Source organism: Bradyrhizobium murdochi, from assembly GCF_000472965.1.
GTDB lineage: Bacteria > Pseudomonadota > Alphaproteobacteria > Rhizobiales > Xanthobacteraceae > Bradyrhizobium > Bradyrhizobium murdochi.
The window spans coordinates 197,418-216,149 of the sequence record NZ_AXAU01000002.1 but is presented as its reverse complement, the minus strand read 5'-3'; the positions used below and the strand labels follow the sequence as shown (position 1 = coordinate 216,149).

The 18,732-nt window shown below is 62.9% G+C and carries 18 protein-coding genes; 7 read left to right on the top strand and 11 right to left on the bottom strand.

Annotation, left to right across the window (positions count from 1 at the left end; translation table 11 throughout):
- The first annotated feature begins 23 nt into the window (after window positions 1-23).
- On the top strand, window positions 24-1,022 hold the full coding sequence (locus YUO_RS0108505; protein ID WP_028346864.1) for a GNAT family N-acetyltransferase: 999 nt from the start codon (window positions 24-26) through the stop codon (window positions 1,020-1,022).
- A gap of 21 nt (window positions 1,023-1,043) precedes the next feature.
- The gene (locus YUO_RS40230; RefSeq protein ID WP_035726315.1) at window positions 1,044-2,342 is read left to right on the top strand and encodes a lysine N(6)-hydroxylase/L-ornithine N(5)-oxygenase family protein; all 1,299 of its coding nucleotides are present in this window, start codon (window positions 1,044-1,046) and stop codon (window positions 2,340-2,342) included.
- A 4-nt stretch (window positions 2,343-2,346) separates the two neighbouring features.
- Here the strand turns inward: YUO_RS40230 and YUO_RS43725 are convergent, their stop codons facing one another.
- Window positions 2,347-3,033 carry a 4'-phosphopantetheinyl transferase family protein gene (locus YUO_RS43725; protein WP_198028008.1) on the bottom strand — a complete coding sequence of 229 codons (687 nt, stop codon included), beginning with the start codon at window positions 3,031-3,033 and terminating at the stop codon, window positions 2,347-2,349.
- A gap of 300 nt (window positions 3,034-3,333) precedes the next feature.
- Here YUO_RS43725 and YUO_RS43720 point away from each other — a divergent pair, with 300 nt between their 5' ends.
- Window positions 3,334-3,780 carry a hypothetical protein gene (locus YUO_RS43720; RefSeq protein WP_051379324.1) on the top strand — a complete coding sequence of 149 codons (447 nt, stop codon included), beginning with the start codon at window positions 3,334-3,336 and terminating at the stop codon, window positions 3,778-3,780.
- A 35-nt stretch (window positions 3,781-3,815) separates the two neighbouring features.
- On the opposite strand, the gene YUO_RS0108485 is transcribed toward YUO_RS43720, so the two are convergent.
- Together YUO_RS0108485 and YUO_RS40215 are read right to left on the bottom strand one after the other, a co-directional pair.
- Window positions 3,816-4,268: a VOC family protein gene (locus YUO_RS0108485; protein WP_028346863.1), complete on the bottom strand. Its 453-nt coding sequence runs from the start codon at window positions 4,266-4,268 to the stop codon at window positions 3,816-3,818.
- Window positions 4,269-4,376: 108 nt separating this feature from the next.
- Entirely contained in the window at window positions 4,377-5,315 is a 939-nt protein-coding gene (locus YUO_RS40215; RefSeq protein WP_083754527.1) for a LysR substrate-binding domain-containing protein, read from the bottom strand.
- Window positions 5,316-5,498: 183 nt separating this feature from the next.
- Between YUO_RS40215 and YUO_RS0108475 the strand changes: the two genes are divergently transcribed.
- Window positions 5,499-7,250 (top strand): acyl-CoA dehydrogenase family protein, encoded by a 1,752-nt coding sequence (locus YUO_RS0108475; protein ID WP_051379322.1) that lies wholly within the window; start codon window positions 5,499-5,501, stop codon window positions 7,248-7,250.
- A gap of 3 nt (window positions 7,251-7,253) precedes the next feature.
- Window positions 7,254-8,036, top strand: a complete 783-nt coding sequence (locus YUO_RS0108470; protein ID WP_028346861.1) for a 2-keto-4-pentenoate hydratase — start codon at window positions 7,254-7,256, stop codon at window positions 8,034-8,036.
- A gap of 21 nt (window positions 8,037-8,057) precedes the next feature.
- Here YUO_RS0108470 and YUO_RS0108465 read toward each other — a convergent pair whose 3' ends face one another.
- Entirely contained in the window at window positions 8,058-8,372 is a 315-nt protein-coding gene (locus tag YUO_RS0108465; RefSeq protein ID WP_028346860.1) for a hypothetical protein, read from the bottom strand.
- 228 nt (window positions 8,373-8,600) lie between these two features.
- Between YUO_RS0108465 and YUO_RS40210 the strand changes: the two genes are divergently transcribed.
- Window positions 8,601-8,801, top strand: a complete 201-nt coding sequence (locus YUO_RS40210; RefSeq protein WP_035726311.1) for a hypothetical protein — start codon at window positions 8,601-8,603, stop codon at window positions 8,799-8,801.
- An 820-nt stretch (window positions 8,802-9,621) separates the two neighbouring features.
- On the top strand, window positions 9,622-9,867 hold the full coding sequence (locus YUO_RS0108450) for a hypothetical protein (RefSeq protein WP_028346859.1): 246 nt from the start codon (window positions 9,622-9,624) through the stop codon (window positions 9,865-9,867).
- Between the two features lie 147 nt (window positions 9,868-10,014).
- Here YUO_RS0108450 and YUO_RS0108445 read toward each other — a convergent pair whose 3' ends face one another.
- The 7 genes from YUO_RS0108445 to YUO_RS0108415 all read right to left on the bottom strand — a co-directional run bounded on the left by YUO_RS0108445 (window position 10,015) and on the right by YUO_RS0108415 (window position 18,662).
- Window positions 10,015-10,983: an ABC transporter ATP-binding protein gene (locus tag YUO_RS0108445; RefSeq protein WP_028346858.1), complete on the bottom strand. Its 969-nt coding sequence runs from the start codon at window positions 10,981-10,983 to the stop codon at window positions 10,015-10,017.
- Window positions 10,980-11,972, bottom strand: coding sequence for an ABC transporter ATP-binding protein (locus YUO_RS0108440; RefSeq protein WP_028346857.1), 993 nt, complete (start codon window positions 11,970-11,972; stop codon window positions 10,980-10,982). The genes YUO_RS0108445 and YUO_RS0108440 overlap by 4 nt, the downstream gene beginning before the upstream one ends.
- Window positions 11,972-12,892: an ABC transporter permease gene (locus YUO_RS0108435; RefSeq protein ID WP_028346856.1), complete on the bottom strand. Its 921-nt coding sequence runs from the start codon at window positions 12,890-12,892 to the stop codon at window positions 11,972-11,974. Before YUO_RS0108435 ends, YUO_RS0108440 begins: the two co-directional genes overlap by 1 nt.
- The gene (locus YUO_RS0108430) at window positions 12,858-13,817 is read right to left on the bottom strand and encodes an ABC transporter permease (RefSeq protein WP_028346855.1); all 960 of its coding nucleotides are present in this window, start codon (window positions 13,815-13,817) and stop codon (window positions 12,858-12,860) included. The genes YUO_RS0108435 and YUO_RS0108430 overlap by 35 nt, the downstream gene beginning before the upstream one ends.
- Before the next feature lie 27 nt (window positions 13,818-13,844).
- Window positions 13,845-15,635 (bottom strand): peptide ABC transporter substrate-binding protein, encoded by a 1,791-nt coding sequence (locus YUO_RS0108425; RefSeq protein ID WP_028346854.1) that lies wholly within the window; start codon window positions 15,633-15,635, stop codon window positions 13,845-13,847.
- 270 nt (window positions 15,636-15,905) lie between these two features.
- Window positions 15,906-17,324, bottom strand: a complete 1,419-nt coding sequence (locus tag YUO_RS0108420; RefSeq protein ID WP_028346853.1) for a M20 family metallopeptidase — start codon at window positions 17,322-17,324, stop codon at window positions 15,906-15,908.
- 90 nt (window positions 17,325-17,414) lie between these two features.
- Window positions 17,415-18,662: a multidrug effflux MFS transporter gene (locus tag YUO_RS0108415; RefSeq protein WP_028346852.1), complete on the bottom strand. Its 1,248-nt coding sequence runs from the start codon at window positions 18,660-18,662 to the stop codon at window positions 17,415-17,417.
- Between the last annotated feature and the right edge of the window lie 70 nt (window positions 18,663-18,732).

Genomic DNA, 18,732 nt, shown 5'->3' with positions numbered 1-18,732 from the left:
TCCCGATCGGACCGGATTTTTCCATGACCGTCGTTCAAGACGGTGGGGGAGATCTCCGCATCGCTGTAGGCATCACGACGGTGATGCGCCTGCGTCTCGATGAACAGCTCGATCATCTAAGAATATTGACCACTCCTGACGATTCGCAACTGGCGATCTCGGCTGTTTCGGCGGCGGCGGAAGCCATTTTTGGATGGCGGCCGACACTTGACCGGCTTGTGCTGGAGAGAGCCAGTGTGGAGCTTGCGCGCGAGTTGATGAACCACGGTCTCGCTCTCATGGCGGGGGCAGACCTCGTGTTGCTTCCCGAAGTGATCATGCAACGGCGGGACAATTGGCTGGTCAATGCCAAACGGCCACCATTGCCGCAACTCCACGTCATGACGGACGGCAAGCGCCATCCGCGACGCTCGCCAAAGCCGGCCGGAAAGGTCTATGCCCGCTTCATACCCTGGCTCGCCGAAGTGATCTCCTTTCGAGTCGCCAATTTGGATGGTGACCTGCATCTGCTGCACCGGTGGATGAACGATCCCCGCGTCGACGCGTTCTGGAACGAAGCGGGCGATCTCGAGAAGCATCGGCGTTATCTCTCCGGCATCCTGGCCGATCCGCACATGCTACCGCTCATCGGCTGCTTCGACGACGAGCCGTTTGGCTATTTCGAGCTCTACTGGGCCAAGGAGAATCGTATCGCGCCGTTCTACGATGCCGACGATTACGATCGCGGCTGGCATGTCGTCGTCGGCGAGGACGCCTATCGCGGGCGCCGCTATATCAGCGCCTGGCTGCCATCGCTGATGCACTACATGTTCCTGGACGACTGTCGAACACAACGGATCGTCGGCGAGCCGGCGGCGGCGCATGCGCAGCAGCTCCGCAATCTGGAAGTCTCGGGATTCGCAAAGATCAAGAACTTCGATTTTCCGCACAAGCGGGCCACGCTCGTGATGCTGTTGCGCGAACGCTTCTTTGGTGACCGGCTATGGCTGCCGGCAGCTACCAGCCCGGCGACCACGTCCTAACGCCCGAACGGAGCGCAGCTCATGTCTCACCAGTTTGCGATCGAGCACGACGTTATCGGCGTCGGATTCGGGCCGTCCAATCTTGCGCTTGCGATCGCATTGGATGAATGCGCCAGAAGATCACGTCTGAAATGCGCCGCTCTGTTCGTGGAGAAGCAGCCGCAATTCACCTGGCACGGCGGAATGCTGCTTCCAGGCAGCGACATGCAGATATCGTTTCTCAAGGACCTCGTTTCGTTGCGTGATCCGACCAGTCCGTTCACCTTCGTGAATTATCTGCACAAGTGCGGCCGTTTGCAGGATTTCATCAACTGCCGAACGTTCTATCCGAGCCGGATTGAATTCAACGACTATCTGCGGTGGGTAGCAGCCCAGTTCAAGTCTCAGGCGGCCTACGGCGAGACCATCGTCGCCATCGAGCCCGTGACCGTCGGCCAGTCGGTGACGTCCTTGCGCATTCATTCACGGACGCCGGCCGGCGGGGAAACGGTGCGGCTTGCAAGAAATCTGGTGGTCGCGATGGGAGGGCGACCGTATATCCCGCAGGTATTTGCCGAGATCGCCGATGATCCGAGATTATTGCATTCAAGCCGCTATCTCGACACGGTCGATGACATCGGCCTCGGAGGAAAGGCCGCGCGCGTGGCCGTCGTCGGAGGAGGGCAGAGCGCGACCGAGGTGACGGTCGACCTTCGCGGGCGATTTCCGGACGCGAGCATTGATCTGATCTTTCGCGGCCATGCCTTGAAGCCGTCCGACAGCAGCCCGTTCGTCAACGAGATTTTCAATCCTGATTACACCGATTTCATCTACGCGCAGCCTGCCGAGCGGCGAGACGCGATCGTTCGCAACTTCCGGAACACGAACTATGCGGTGGTCGATTCCGACCTCCTCGACCAGTTGTATCGATTGCTCTACCAGCAGCGCGTCAGCGGCACGACAGGGATCGCGTTGCACCCGCGTAGCGAAATAACGAGTATAGACGCCGCACCTGAAGGCATCGAGATCGGCACGGTTGACAAGTTTGGCGGTGCAAAGCGCCGATCCACCTACGATGCCGTCATCCTGGCGACGGGCTATGACAGGGAGACGCCGCACGCGTTTCTGGAGCCGATCCAGCGCTACATTCGCGACACCGTGTTGGACCGCAACTACAAGCTCGTCACCACCCCGGCATTTCGTCCGCAGATCCATCTCCAGGGATATTCGGAGGCCTCTCACGGCCTGAGCGACACGCTGCTGTCCGTTCTTGCCACGCGCTCGCAGGAAATCGCAGAATCGCTGCTTTCGACGATTTCGCGCCGCGAGCTTATTGCGTAGGCCATCAGATGGCGGGCGCGATGAGTAGCCACTCTTCGGCGGAGCCAAGTGCGGCTGGCGCCGACAGCACGGCAGGTGACGGGCCTGCGTCGACGATCACAGTGTTCGGAGCTATCGTGAATCCGAGTGCGGCCGCCTTCAGCAAGGCTTCCTTGATGGTCCAGTAGCGAAGAAAGAGCTGGGGCCGAAGCGCCGCGGGAGCGTTCCGTAGAACCTCCCGCTCTTCTGCCGCCAGAACGATTTCGGCGACCGAATCCATATCGGCGATTTCCCGCAGCGGTTCGATATCGACGCCGATCGGCATGCGGGCCGCTGCAACGGCGACAGAGCCCCTCGCGTGACTCAGGCTGAAGTCGATCTCGACTGGACCGGCAACGAGCATGGGCTTGCCATGCTCCGACGGTTGAAACCGCAGGGCTTCGGCCGGTTGACCGACAAGCCCGCCAAGCATGAGGCGAACGCCCGCATGCGCAGCCAGATAGCTCATTCGATCTTCTATGTGCAGAAATCGCCCCATGCGATCGGTCTCATCGGCATCGAGCACCTTCGCAGCTCGCTCGACGCTGAGCATGCCGGGTTCGCCGGCAGCGATCTCCCGCGATGGAGGTGTTGCTGCCAGCCAGAGAACGATCTCTTCCAGTTCCAGCCGTCCGACCGGCCTCGTGATATCCGCATCGCCCAACCATCGCATCCGCAATTGATCCTGCGGAGCCGCGCATTTAACGGCGATCGACCACGCGAGGGAGACGCTTGCATGCGCCATTGAAAGCGATGCGGCAAATGGTCCTTGTCGAGCCTTCAGGGAGTTGGCCATGGCACGGGCTTATCGACCAATGTGCAACCGTATGCAACCCCCGGATGTATAGCGGCCCGTGTCGAGGTGATCTGACTTAGAATCCATCTAACTGAGAGAAGCCCTGATCACGTGCGCTTGCGGTGCTGATAGATTCATTCTCAATCGCATCGGCAGATATTTAACGTGGAACCGGTCATGATAAAATCCGTCCCTCTCGAGCAGCATATCGATAGCTATCTGCCGGAGCGAATTGCAACCATACTGGTTCGCAGTCATCACGCGGGGCTCGTCAGCAAGGAGCCATCCACGCGCATCAACTACCTTCTCGAGATTGCGTCGCTCCATACCAGGGGCGAACTCCTTGGGCAGCCTGGCCTCGGACGCCTGAGTTTGCAGCGGATCGAGAAGTGGATGGATTTTCATGGCCGCCGCCTTCGGCGCAGCGATGAGAGTCTGGATAGCGTGATCTGCCGATTTGGCTTTCGGCACGCTTTGCTCGAGAAAAAGGCCAGCCGGTCGGCGCCCAGATCGGTCATCTCGTCCGAGGACAGAGACAAGATCTTGCGTGAGTTTGGTTCATACGGCGAACGTGAAAACATCCGGCGGCCGGAACGGCGGATCGCGGTGAGCCAAGATACTTGATGCGAGGGTGCTGCGCGTGCGCTACCGTCTACGTCTCATCCGCCAAAGCCGTAATACTCGCGAACCACGGGTTCGCGAAGCGGGCCCGGCTCGAATATTTCGACCACGACTCCGTCCGGAGCGCCGAGCATGAAATAGCCGCCTCCGCCGCCAAGTTTGCGGATCGGATTCGGAATGTGCAGGCCTGCGGCTTTCATTCGCTCGTATAGCTCCTCGATGCCGACGACCTGCATTCCCAAATGATGAACGGCGTTCTTGCCTTCGCCTCGCGGCTGCTGGTCGTAGAGATGCAGCGCACCGATGCCGACCTTCACGAAGACGTTGCGAGCGCCGGCGACGTCACCGTCCCACTTCACCTCCGCATCAAACCATTTTCGATAGAAGTCGATCGTCGCGTCGATGTTGGACGCGAACAGGTGGACGTGCTGCAGATGATAGCGCTGCCGGGTGCCGTAGGGATACTGCCAGTCGTCCTGGGGCGTCGTCATGCCTGCTCCTTTCGGCGCGAAGGGCTGCGCCTTGAACCGTCGGAGTGTCTGTGTCAGAGCAGCGCCAGGCTGGCAAACGAGCTTTTTTGAACGCGCCTTGAGTGAAACTCAACGCGCGTATTCTGAGCCTGCCTTCGCGGTTGTCTTCTTCGCGGCGGGCTTCTTCGGCGCCGGCTGGTCGCGTGCATTGTTCAGCCAGGCGACGAACGCCGTCAGCGCCGGTTCGTCAGCCATGCGCTGCTCGTATTCGAGCACGAACTGCCGGCGCGTCGGGCGAACGATTGGATGGGCCTTGACGAGATTGCCGCGTGCGAGATCCGGCGCGAGAAGGCCGTCGATGGCGATGGCGACGCCCATGCCGGCGGCGGCGGCTTCAATGGTCAGGCCGAGGCTTTCGAAGCTGCTGCCGCCCTGAACGGGCACGTCGGCGAATTGCGCGTGATCGAGCCACCGCCGCCAATCGTCCGGGCGCGGCCGCGCATGCAGGAGAGGAACGGTTGCGAAATCCACAGCGCCGTTTTTCATGAACTCCGGCGCGCAGACCGGCACGGTCGCAATCGGCATCAACGAATGGGTGACGAGCCCGGCGCGAGGCTGCCCGTCCGAGACGGCGATCACCGCATCGTAACGGCTGGCGAGCAAGTCGAGCGGATTCGAGCTCGTGTGCAGGTCGACTTCCAGATCGGGATAGGCCGCATTGAGCGTAGGCCAGATCGGCAGCAGGAAGCGCGAGACGAAGAAGCCGTAGACCCCGATCGAAAGCCGCCTGAAACGCCGCAACCGCAGCCCGTCGGCGGCATCTGCGATCCGGTCCAGTGCCTCGCGGGCGGAATCGGCGAAGGTCTTGCCCGCGGAGGTGAGAACCAGACCGCGCGAGCCGCGCAGAAAGAGCGCGGTCCCCATTCGCGCTTCCAGGGCGCGCACGTGCCGGCTCACGGCGCCGACGGTCACGTTCAGTTCGTCGGCCGCCCGGGTGATCGACAAGTGGCGTGCGGCGGCCTCGAACGCCCGCACCGCATGCAAGGGAGGAAGTCGTCGTGATGCCATCGCGGGAGCTTAGTTCAAAAGGACCGGCCGGCAAACGGGGGAACCGCAGCGTTGAGTCTGGCTCAAGCCCCCGACCCAAGAAGTCGTTTGCACGGACGCTCCCCGGCTCATACGCCGATATTATTCTCCGCAGATATCGTCCAGGCCGGTGCGCCCGGGCGGGCGGAGCCGAGGGAGATGTCCATGACCATTCATGTCGATCTGACCGGCCGCGAGGCGGCGGCGCGGCGCTCCAGGGCACTGGCGCCCACCTGTCGCGGGCTGAACTTTTACTCGCTCGACCAAAGCCTGCGCGACCTCTTGCCCCATTACATGGAGGCAGCACTGCTGGCGCATCTCGCGCCGCACCTTTCGGAACTCGGCGAACTCGCCGGAGGCCGGCTGCACGATTTGTCGGACCAAGCCGAGCGCCATCAACCGGTGCTGCATCCGCGCGACGGCTATGGCCGCGACGAGGAATGGGTCGAGTATCACCCTGCGTACCGCGAGATGGAAAGCATCGCGTTCGGAAAATTCGGTATGCACGCGATGTGCAACCGCGCCGGCGTCTTGGGCTGGCCGTCGCCGATGCCGCCGATCGCAAAATACGTTTTTCACTATCTGTTCGCGCAAGCCGAGTTCGGCCTGCTTTGCCCGGTCAACCTCACCGACAGCTCTTCGGAGCTTGTGCGCCGTTTCGGCACGGATGAGCTGCGCCAGCGATATCTCGAACGGATGTGGAGCCAGGATCCTGCCGCGCTGCTCAAGTGCGCGCAATTCATGACCGAGAAAACCGGCGGCTCCGATGTGGGCGCCGGTGAACTCGTTGCTGTCAGCGATGGCCAGGATTGGAAGCTGTGGGGCGAAAAGTGGTTCTGCTCTAACGTCGACGCCGAACTGGCGGTGCTGCTCGCCCGGCCCGAGGGCGCGGTGGCGGGCGGTCGCGGGCTCGGCCTGTTCCTGATGCCCAAAGTGCTTCCCGATGGACGGCGGAATTCGTACCGGATCCTGCGGTTGAAGGACAAGCTCGGCAGCCGCACCATGGCAAGCGGCGAGATCGTGTTCGAGGGCGCCACAGCCTACCAGCTCGGCGAGCTAGATCAGGGCCTCAAGCACATGCTGGTCATGGTGAATTCGAGCCGGGTGTCGCACCTCGCGCGCGCGGCCGGCATGATGCGGCGATGCCTCAATGAGGCGATGATCGCCACGCGTCATCGCAACGCGTTCGGGCGCGCCGTGATCAATCATCCGCTGATGCGCCGGCAGTTGCTCAAGCTGATGGTCCCGACCGAGCAGGCACTGTCGGCGCTACTGTACTCGGCGACCGCGTCCGACAAGGTGCTGCGGCTGCTGACGCCGATCGCAAAATATCGGGCGTGCCGGGACAATGTCACGGTCGCCACGGGTGCGATGGAGGCCCGCGGCGGCAATGGCTACATCGAGGACTGGCCGAACGCGCGGCTGGTTCGCGATGCCCATCTCGGCCTGTTGTGGGAAGGCACCAGCAACATCAACGCGCTCGATGCGGTCCAGCGCGCGGTCGGAAAAGCGCGGGGCCATGAGGCGTTGCGCGACGATCTCGGCCGCCGCCTGGAAGACACGGCCGGGATGCCGGGTCAGTTTCGGACGCGCCTTTCCGGCGCGCTGACGGATGCGATGCGGTTTGCGGAACAGGTTGCGGCGGATCCCGAGAACGAGCGCTTTTGCAGGATCGCCGCCGGAAAGCTCTACCACGCCACGACGGCCGCGCTGTTGGCGTCCGAGGGCACGCGCCTCGGCAATGCCGGCGGCGATGCACGCCGCCTGCTGCTTTCGCGTTTCGTGCTCGAGCATCGCTTGGCCGAACCTTCGTCTACCAATCTGCAGGCGCAGCATTGGGAGAACGCAGCGATCGATTTGCTGCTTGGCGAAGCGCCGGTCTCGATGCGCGAGGCTGCCGCGCTGGTGCAGGGGTAGGTCATGGACATCGCTCACCAACGTGAACTCGCCCGCCTGCTCGCGACGCTGCGCCGTGAGGGGCGGCCGCAGAGCGGCCTCGATCGACGGCTGGTGCCGCCCGACAAGGCGACAGCCTATCGTGTCGCCGGCATGGTCGCGGAGGAACTGGGCTGGGAGGTCGTCGGCTGGAAGATCGCCGGCATGAAGGAGGGGCTGCAGCGTCAGCTTCGCACGGACTCGCCGATCTATGGCCGGGTATTCGCACCGATCATGGAGTCGCCGGCCAGCGTCGAGCATGCCAAACTCTGCAGCCCGATTCCCGAAGTCGAATATCAGGCGCGCCTGGGCGTTGATCTGCCGCCGCGCGAAAAGCCCTACACGCTGGCGGAGGTCACCGAAGGGGTAGTGTCGCTGCATACGGGAATCGAACTCGCCGAATGCCGCTTCGTCCACGACGCCGCGTTTCCGCCGCTGCCCGCGATCCTCGCCGACGGCGCGGGAAGCGGCACCATCGTCTGCGGCGCCGCGATCCCTGATTGGAAGACATGCGACATCGCCGGGCAGGAAGTGTCGTTGACCTGCAACGGCACGCTGCGCCGAAAGGGCACGGCGGGGGAGGCGCTTGACCATCCGATGGTGCCGCTCACCTGGCTCGCCAACGAGCTCTCGCGCACCGGCATCGGGATGAAGGCGGGACAGACGGTCAGCACGGGAACGCTGACAGGCATGTTGCGGCCGAAGCCCGGTGAGACCTATGTCGCGGATTTCGGCCCGTTCGGGAGCGTTACGGCGACGTATGCGTGATGAGCCGGGGCAAGGCCGGTCTCACTTGCCTTGTTCGGGAAGGTCGCCAAGAAGGTTCGACAACCTGACCGCAAGCTTTCGCAGCCGGACATTCTCCTCGAGCAGCAGCCTGAGATTGGCGTTTTCCTGCTGCGGCGCGCCGTCTCTGCGAAGTCCGTCGGCTTCGTCGAGGAGGGGCGATAGCGCGGCAAGGAGGGCGTCGCCTCGAAGCGGCGCATCCCGCGCTTGAGGCTCGTACTTGCCCCGACGCAGCGGCACGACGTTGTCGCGATGTCCGGCGTCCCGAAATGCATCGACGCCGGCCTGTCTGGCACGCAGTGAATGTTCGGTACTCATGACAATTTCCTGATCACAAGGTGGCACAGTCGCCTTTTCAGCGACCAACTTTCCATTGAGTCCGGGGCAAATTTGCGTCGGAAAGGCAACGGCGAAAAGGCTCGCCAGATAGTTCGTGCGTCGTTCGAGTCACACGGCAGATCGGATTAGGCCTAATTTTTGACGTACCGCCGGACTTTCTGGCGTGTCGGGGTGGGCTGGGGAGCAAACCACCTTAGGGGCGTACCGATGACGGATTTCCTGACCAATGCGGAGCACTGGCGCAAGCGCGCGGAACGGACGAGGGAGCTAGCTGCGGTTGCTGTCAAAGATCAGGGGCGCCTGCTCAAGGTGGCGGAAGAATACGATCGCCTGGCGGCGCTCGCCGAGCGGCGGCGAAGCGCGCCGGTTCCGACCGGCTCCTACGTTCCGGCAAGCCGGCCCGAATAAGGCCCTTCAATCGAAAAACTGTCGTGAGAGGCGGGCATTTCCGTTTCCGCAGGCGCGTGGCTGCGTCATCGCGGCAAAATGCGCGGCCATACGCCAGATATGTGACCTCTAAAACACAACCGCCGAGCAACGTTCAAGCCATTGTGATCGCGCGATTGCGGTCGAATCAACGAATCGCCTAGACCGTTAGCGGGGCTGGGAAGCGGAGAGTTAGTATGAGAGTCGCTTCCTTAGAAAGTGTACTGACGGCGGCTACGCTGGTATTGGCCATCGTCATCGTGCTGTGGGGAATCAAGATTTTCCACGGCGTGTGAGCAGGCGAGCTGGCGTCGAACTAGAGACCTCCGGTCAAGAAGAGGCTCGCGACCAAGGCAGAGGCAAAGGCGTCACTTCCGCGGCGGCGGAGGCCTTTTTGTTCCTGGTTGCCAGACGCATGGTTCGCCGGAGGCTTGTCCCTTCCGACGCGTATCGAGTTTGATTTACGGCCTGGCGCGAGCCCGCACAGGCCGCGAGAGGCTTTGGTTTCAAATTCCGCATGCATTTTGGTTATTATCTGATGATCGCAGCCCTCGTTCTCATGGGGCTGGAAGTCCTTTACGCGCTCTATCAATTGTCGACGTTTCTCTAGATCGCACGCGCAGGCTGCAGGCTTGCCCGCGTGGGCCTTACGATTTGCCGCAATCACGCCGCTTTAGCGCCGGGGTCGTCTCCGCACGATTCCAATTTTAGTCGCAAATTTGCCTGCCGACTCACCTCATTCTCCGCGCGCGACAAGGTGACTGGGGGCACGTTCCGCTTTTTAAAAATTGGAGTATCAATCATGCGAGTAGACCATCCGCAGCTTAATAAGCGAGACCGCCGCGCTGAACCTTCATTTTGGGTTGAGGAACCGACCGACGACGCTCTTTCACTGCTTGAGAATGCCCTGCGCGGGGACGAGCCCGCACTTCGTCGAAACGAACAAGCCGACGAAGCCCATGCGCTGATCGAGGAGAATGCCAGGCTTCGGGAGCTTTTGTCCCAGCTTTCGGACCTGATCCGCAAGAACGGCATTCAGACGCGCTAGACTAGCGCCGCGATCTGATTTCGGCCCCGCCCCGGCACGAGTGGTTCGACCGCTGCCGGGGCGGGGCCGTATTGTTTTCAGGGATTGAATTCTTTGCCGCCGCCGCATGAGAAGCGGCGGATAGCCAGACGGAATAAGCCGCCGCTGTCAGGCCAGATGACACGCCACGAAATGCCCGTCGCTGCCCTGCTTCAGTTCGGGCGCGCTTTCCCGGCAGCGCGGCTCGGCGATCGGGCAGCGGGTGTGGAAATGGCAGCCGCGCGGCGGGTTCATCGGACTGGGTACATCGCCCTGCAGCCGGATCCGCTTGCGCTTCACCTTCGGGTCCGGCACCGGCACGGCGGAAAGCAGCGCCTGCGTGTAGGGATGTCGGGGATTGCGGTAGAGGTCGCTTGCGTCAGCGAGCTCGACGATGCGGCCGAGATACATCACCGCGACGCGGTCGGAAATATGCTCGACCACGGAGAGATCGTGGGCGACGAACAGATAGGTGAGCCCGAGCTCGGCCTGCAGGTCTTCCAACAGATTGATCACCTGCGCCTGAATGGAGACGTCGAGCGCGGAAACCGGCTCGTCGCAGACGATGAACTTGGGCTCCACCGCAAGTGCGCGCGCAATCACGATGCGCTGGCGCTGGCCGCCGGAAAATTCGTGCGGGTAGCGGCGCATATGATCGGCCTTCAGCCCGACCTTGACGAGCAGGCTCGCCACGCGGTCGTCCCGCTCGCTTGCCGAGGAAGCGAGCGCGTGGATGGTGAAGGCTTCGCCGAGAATCGCGCCGACCGTCATGCGCGGATTGAGCGAGGCAAAGGGGTCCTGGAAGACGATCTGCATGTTGCGCCGCATGGCGCGCAGGTCGCCGCCGGAAAGGCCCCGCACGTCGCGCCCATCGAAGACGATCTCGCCTTCGCTGGGTTCGACCAGGCGCAGCACGCAGCGCGCGGTGGTGGACTTGCCGCAGCCGGACTCGCCGACCAGCCCGAGCGTTTCGCCGCGATTGACTGCAAACGACACGCCGTCCACCGCATGCACGCGCCCGACCTCGCGCGAAAGGAGCCCGCCCTTGACGGGAAAGTGCTTTTTCAGATCGGTGACGCGCAGCAGGGGTTCGCTCATGGTGCCACTCCTTGCTTCTCTCCAAGGTGACACGCCATGCGATGGCCGGGCGCGACCTCGCGCAGAAGCGGTTCCTCTTCCGCGCAACGGCCAAAGGCGTAGCGGCAGCGCGGCGCGAAGCGGCAGCCGGGCGCCGGATTGATCAAGATCGGCACCGTGCCGCCGATCGCCTCCAGCCGGGTCTTGTGCTCACTGGCGAGATCGATGCGCGGGATCGAGCGGATCAGGCCCTGCGTGTAGGGATGGCGCGGGCTTTCGAACAAGCTGTCGACATCAGCCTCTTCGACCACCTTGCCGGCATACATGACGACGACCCGCTGCGCGGTTTCGGCCACCACGCCCATGGCGTGGGTGATCAGCATCACCGCCATGCCAAAGCGTTCCTTCATGTCCTGCAGAAGATCGAGGATTTGCGCCTGGATGGTCACGTCGAGCGCGGTGGTCGGCTCGTCGGCGATGACGAGCTTGGGCTTGCAAGCCAGCGCCATCGCGATCATGACGCGCTGGCGCATGCCGCCCGAGAACTGATGCGGGTAATCATGGACGCGGGCTTCCGCGTTGGGGATCTGCACCAGCTTGAACATCTCGACCGTGCGGGCGAGCGCGTCCTTGTTCGAGAGGCCCTCATGGCGGCGCAGGCTCTCGGCAACCTGCTCGCCGACCGTCAGCACCGGGTTGAGCGAGGTCATCGGCTCCTGGAAGATGAAGCCGATATCCTTGGCGCGGATGTCGTCGAGTTCGTGGCTCGAGAGCGGCACGAGATCGCGGCCTTCGAACAGGATCTGGCCTTGAACGATGCGGCCCGGCGGCATCGGAATGAGCTTCAGGACCGACATGGCTGTCACGGTCTTGCCGCAGCCGGACTCGCCGACCACGCAGAGCGTCTCGCCCTTGTTGAGCGTGATATCGACGCCGTCGACCGCCCTCAGCATGCCGTCGTCGGTGGCGAAGTGGGTTTTCAGGTCCTTGATTTCGAGCAATGGGGCCATCAGATCACCCGCCTCGCATCGAGCGCATCGCGCATGCCGTCGCCGATGAAATTGATGGCCACGACCGCGATGAAAATGGCGCCGCCTGGAAACAACGCCCAATGCGGACCGATGTCGAGATAATCCTTGGCGTCGAACAATAGCCGCCCCCAGGTCGGGGTATCCGGCGGAAAGCCGAGGCCGAGAAACGACAGCGTCGATTCGGCGATGATCGCGGCGGCGACGTCGATGGTGCCGGCGATGATCACGGGGCCGACTGCGTTAGGCAGGATGTGCCGCACCACCTGCCGCAACGGGCTGGCGCCGAGCGCGCGCGCGGCTTCGACGAATTCCTTCTCGCGCAAGGAGAGGAACTGAGCGCGCACCAGCCGCGCGACCGGCATCCAGCGCAGGCCGCCGATGACGAGCACGATCAGGATGAAGATGCCGCCCTCGGGCCCGAACACGGATTTGAGCCCGTCGCGGAACAGATAGATCAGAAGCAGCAGCAGCGGCAGTTGCGGTAGCGAGAGGAACAGGTCGGTCAGCCACATCAGCGCGTGCCCGAGCGCCCCGCGCGACATGCCGGCGAGCGCACCGATCAGCGTACCAACGAGGACGGCGACCGCCATGGCAGCAAGCCCAACCGCGAGCGAGATACGTCCACCATAGATCATGCGGGCGAGGATATCCTGTCCGAGATCATCGGTGCCGAAGGGGTGGGCGAGCGAGGGGCCCTCAAGGCGCGCAGTGAAATCGATGTCGTTGATGCTGACCCGCCAGACGAATGGGCCGAATACCACCGCTGCGATCAGGACAAGCAGCAGGAACGCGCTGACCACGGCGAGCTTATGGCGGCGATAGCGCCGCCACGTCTCGCGCCAGGGCGACCAGGCCGGCCGCCGCTCAGCGGAAGGAGATGCGAGGGTCAAGCCAGCCATAGAGGATATCCGCGATCAGGTTGAAGAGCACCACAAGACAGGCGAAGACGAAGGTCACGGCCATCACAACCGGCGTGTCGTTGGAGAGGATAGAGGAAATCAGCAGTGAGCCGATTCCCGGAATCCGGAATATCTGCTCGGTGACAATGGCGCCGCCGAACACGGCGGGCATCTGCAGCGCGACCAGGGTGACGACCGGGATCATCGCGTTGCGCATCGCGTGCTTGACGATCACCCGGGGTTGCCCGAGGCCCTTGGCGCGGGCGGTGGTGACGTAGTCAAGGCGGATCACGTCCAGCATGGCCGAACGCACGAAGCGCGTCATCGAAGCCGCCTGGAACAGGCCGAGCACCATCACCGGCATGATGGCCTGGCGGATATGCTCGAAAAGCCAGCGTATCCCGGTTGCCTTGATATCGCTGGAATAGACAAAGGGCAGCCAGTCCAGCGTGATCGAGAAGATCAGGATGAATAGCAGCCCGGTGAAGAAAGTCGGCAGCGAAAAGCCGATGAAGGCGAGCGTGTTGGCGATCTGGTCGAAGATCGAATAGGGCCTGGTCGCGGCATAGACGCCGACCGGTATGGCAATCAGAAGCGCAAGCAATTGCGCCGAACCGATCACATAGAGCGTGGTCGGCAGGCGCTGCAGGATGAGGGTGTCGACGTTCATCCGGCTGACGAAGGAAAAGCCCCAGTCGCCCTGCGTCATGGCAGCGAGCCAGCGCAGGTAGCGGACATAGACCGGATCATCGAGGCCGAACTTGGCCCGAAGCGCCATTGCCACTTCGGGCGGCACGTTGGGATTGGTCGCGAGCTCTGCGAACGGATCACCGGGCGCCAGCGCAAGCACCGTGAACAGAACGAGCGAAATGCCGAGCAGGCTCGGCACGGCAATCAGCAGGCGACGCAGGATATACTGCCGCATGAGAAACGATCCGCCTGTACCGGGCTATCAGGTCTCTCGGTACCAGTCTTGGATATTGTCGGTGTCGTTGGTCCAGCCGCTGAGCACCGGGCGCAGCGAGTTGGTTGCCGCGCCGACCTTCAGGCGGTGCATCACCGGGATGACCACCGTGTCCTGCCACATGATGTCGTTGGCCTTGATGTAGAACGCGGCCCGCTTGACCGGATCGACTTCGGCCTCAGCCGCGTCGATCGCAGCGTCAAACTCCTTGTTGACCCAGCGCGGGAAATTCCTGCCCTGCCACTTGTTTTCCTTGGTGGCCACGAAGCGCGAATGAAAGCGCCGCATATGCTGAGCCGGGTCGGGCTGAGTCATCGGAATCTGGAACATCTCGATGTCGGCATAGAACTTGGAATAAGTGTCGGGATTGGCGACATCCGAAGAGAAAAAGACCGAGGCCACGACCGATTTCAATTCGATGTCGATACCGGCCTTCTGGCAGGCCTGCTTGACGATCGCCTGGGTCTTCTGGCGCGGGCCGTTGATCGAGGTCTGGTACAGGAGTTTCAATTTCTTTCCGTCTTTCTCCCGGATGCCGTCGGCCCCGACTTTCCATCCGGCCTCCTCCAGCAGCTGGGTCGCCTTCTCGATGCTGAACTCCCATTTCGTGTTCTTGGAGACGAATTGGTCGGGACCGTTGAGGAAGCTGGCCGTGGTACGCCCGGCGCGACCGTAGATGTGCTTTTGAATGGCGCCGCGGTCGACGAGGAGTGCCAGCGCCTTGCGAACGGCCGGATCGGAGAGCAGGGGATGCTTGGTCTTCATCGAGGAACGTTCGCCGTCGACCTCGGTGTTGGGATCGGTGAAGTTCAGCGCAATGAATTCGATATCGCCGCCCGTCGAGTAGACGGTCTTGCCCTTGCCGCCCTTCTCCAGGCGCAGCAAGACGTCGTCTTCCACCTGCATGTTCCAGGCATAGTCATATTCGCCGGTCTGAATCACCGCGCGCGCCGCCGAGACGGCATCGCCGCCGCCCTTGATCTCGATCGTATCGAAGTAGGGGCGGTTCGGCATGTGGTAGTCAGGATTGATTTCCCCGCGCACGAGGTCGCCCGGCTTGAACTCGACGAACTTGTAGGGACCGGTGCCGACGGGCTTGAGATTGTTCGGAGCCTCGCGCGATTTGGCGCCTTTGTAATCCGCAAACAGATGCTTGGGCAGGATGCAGCCGACCACCGCGACAAAGGCATCGGCCCAGAACGGGGTGGGATTCTTGAACAGGATGCGTACGGTGAGATCGTCGACTTTTTCGACGGTGATGTCCTGGTAAACACCGATGGTCAGCGCTGCGGTGGCGGGATCGCGGGCGTATTCCCAGTTGAATACGACGTCGTCGGCAGTGAATGGCTTGCCGTCATGCCATTTGACGCCCGGCTTAAGCTTCCACGTAACCGACTTGCCATCGGCAGCGAGACCGCCGTTCTGGATCGACGGAATTTCAGCCGCAAGAATCGGACAGAGGTTGCCGGCGGCGTCCCAGCTCGCGAGCGGTTCGTAGAACAGGCGCGAACCGTCCTGGTCCTTGGTACCGGTGGCAAAATGCGGATTGAGCAGGGTCGGTCCCTGCCACCACAGCAGTTTAAGCGGCCCACCGCCGCCGCGCTTGGTCGGTTTGTAAGGAGCGGGACTCTGCGCCATCGCCACACCGCCCATGGCGAGTATCTGCGTGGCCATTGGCGCGGTGAGGCCGAAAGCAATCATGCGTTTAACGAAGCCGCGGCGATCCATGCGCCCGTTCTTCACCTCGTCGATCATGGTTCGCAGTTCGGTGTCCAGCATCGTTGTCCCCGTCTGGTTTTGGCGTTGTACGGCGCGCCGCCGGGCGGCAGCGTCAAATGTCCCCTGGTAAGTTGGCACATCAAATGCCCCAAAGGTCAACGTCTGCCTGTCAACAATTGGCAGCATGGAGGAGGCCGATGATTTCTGCTTGGGCAGAAACACGCTGCGGCGCACATCGCTTTGGCAATCGGGCGGCCCGGGCGCGTCAAAACCGGGCGGAATCGCGCTCTGCACTGCAAAAAATTTGTTCGCCGGATCGGCCGGAGCAGGTCAGATCAGCGACATGTCCAGCGGCGGGGCCACGCTGTCCGGCAGCGGGCTGACATAGGGGGTGCGGGCGGTGCGCTTGTTCAGGTCGGCCTTGGCGGCGGCGATCAGGCCCGGTTCCGTCAGCGCCTTGACGCCCAGCCCCGCCATGGCCTTGGCGGCCTGCACCATGGCCTTGTGGGCGTGCGGGCTCTTGCCCTGCGCCACCACCTGCCAGGTGTGCAAGGGGGTGCCGATGGCAATGGTCGGGGCGTGAACCTGGACGGTCGGCACCACCCAGCTCACGTCGCCGACGTCGGTGGAGCCGATCAGCGGGGTGCGCTTGGCGTCCAGCGGCACGATGAAATCGGCCAGCGGCCGGTCGGTCGGCTCCATGCCGATCGCATGGTAGACGGTGGCGATATCTTTCTCGGTCAGCGTCGAGCGGATTTTTTGCGCGAAATCCTTATCGGCTTCGTCGAAATGCGGCGGGCCGAGTTCCTCCATGATGCCGTGGAGGGCCTGTTCGAGCGGGGTGTTGGGCAGCAAATTGGAGACGGCGGAAATGATCCGCATCTCCACGCTCGTTTCGGTCATCAGCGCCGCGCCCTGCGCGATCTTGTGGACGCGTTCCACCAGTTCGTTCATGCCGGGCAGGTCGCGGGCGCGGATAGAATAGCGCACGCGCGCATGGGCCTGCACGACGTTGGGGGCGATGCCGCCGGTGTCGAGCAGGGCGTAATGGACGCGGGCGTCGCTCGGCATGTGCTCGCGCATATAGTTGACGCCGACATTCATCAGTTCGACCGCATCCAGCGCGCTGCGGCCGAGATGCGGCGAGGCCGCGGCGTGCGAGGTGCGCCCGGTGAAAATGAAATCGGCGCGGGTGTTGGCGAGCGAAGGCGTCACCACGACTTCCCAGAAGCTGGAAGGATGCCAGGTAATTGCGATATCTGCGTCGTCGAAGGCGCCCGATCGCACCATGAAGGCTTTCGCCGCTCCGCCTTCCTCCGCAGGGCAGCCGTAATAGCGCACGCGCCCCGGCACCTTGTGCTCGGCCAGCCAATCCTTCACGGCGGTGGCCGCGAGCAGGGCGGCGGAGCCGAGCAGATTGTGGCCGCAACCATGGCCATGGCCGCCGGTTTCCAGCGGCCGAGGTTCCGCGACGCCAGCCGCCTGGCTGAGGCCGGGCAGGGCGTCATATTCGCCAAGGAAGGCGATCACGGGTCCGCCTTCGCCCCATTCGCCCATCAGGGCGGTGGGAATGCCTGCGACCTGCTCCGTGATGCGGAAACCCTGATGACGCAGCTCGGCGAGATGTTCGGCGCAAGATCGCGCCTCGGTGTAGCAGATCTCGGGCATCGCCCAGACCCGGTCGCTCAAGTCTATGAAGCGCGGCTTGATGGTGTCGACGCCACGCCAGATGTTGCTGCGATTATCCATCTTCCAATTCCTGATCCCGAAGGCGATGTGAGCATTGTTATCAGCTTCGCGAGATAACGCCCAGCGCAGGGCAGGTATCCGCCATGGTCGTCACACCTTCAAGACGTGCGGCCTGAACAGCCGGCCCTTCTCCACCACCAGCACCACCGCGAGCGCTGCCAGCGTGCAGAGCAGAAAGCCGGTCGCGAACGGCACCAGCGTGCCGTCGTAATCCTGGCCGATGGTGGCGCCGATGCCGATGCCGAGCAGGGTGGTGATCGAGCCGTACAGCGACGCAGCGGTGCCAGCGATATGGCCCTGCGGCTCCATGGCGAGCGCGGTGAAATTGGCGATCATCAGCCCGAACGCAAACATCATGGATACCGAAAGCACCATGAACAGCGGCAACGGCAGCATCTGCAGCTTCGCCGCCACTAGCATGGTTGCGGCGATGACCACGAAGCCCAGCAGAGCAGCGTGGGAGATCACGCGCATGCCGAGGCGGCCGACGAGGCGGGAATTGACGAAGCCGGCGATGGCGGTTCCGACGGCGACGCCGGCAAACGCAAGCGGAAAATAATATCCGAGCTTGTAGATCTCGGTGAATACCTGCTGCGACGTAAACACGAACGCGAACAGCGAACCCAATACGCCGCCGGCGACCAGCGCATAACCCAGTGTCTGGCGATTGGTCAGTGTCTGGCGGAACGCATCGAACACCTCGCTGACGGCGAGCGACCTGCGCCTTTCGACCGGCAGCGTCTCCGGCATGCGCAGCGCGCTCCAGATCAACGCCACCACGCCATACAGCGTCAGTACGATAAAGATGCCGCGCCATTGCGTCAGCAGCAGCACGGCCTGGCCGAAGGCCGGGGCGACCACGGGCACCGCAATGAATATCATCATCGCCAGCGACATCACGCTCGCCATGCGCCGGCCGGCATAGCAGTCGCGCACGATTGAGGTTGCGATCACACGCGTGGCCGAGGTGCTGAGGCCCTGCAGTGCGCGTGCCAGCAGCAACGTCTCGAACGAGGGGGCTGCGATCGCGAGCAGGCCGGCAGCGCAGTAGACGACCATGCCGCCGAGCAGGACCGGCCGTCGCCCGAACCGGTCGGATAAGGGGCCCATGACGAACTGTCCGACGCCGAAGCCGACCAGGAAGATCGACAGCACCATCTGCGGCCGGTTGGCCGAGGTGATGTGGAAGGCGGACGCGATGTCCGGCAGCGCCGGCAGCATCATGTCCATCGCAAGCGGATTCAGCGCCATGATCGACGCGATCACGATCACAAATTCGGGGAAGCCCATCGGGCGGTGGCCTGAAGCGGCCAAGGCATCGGCACTGGTATCGGACAACGAAAAATCCTCTTGCGGAGCGCAATCTATTCATGGTGTTGCGGCGCACAATCTGCGTTTTGGTATAGCA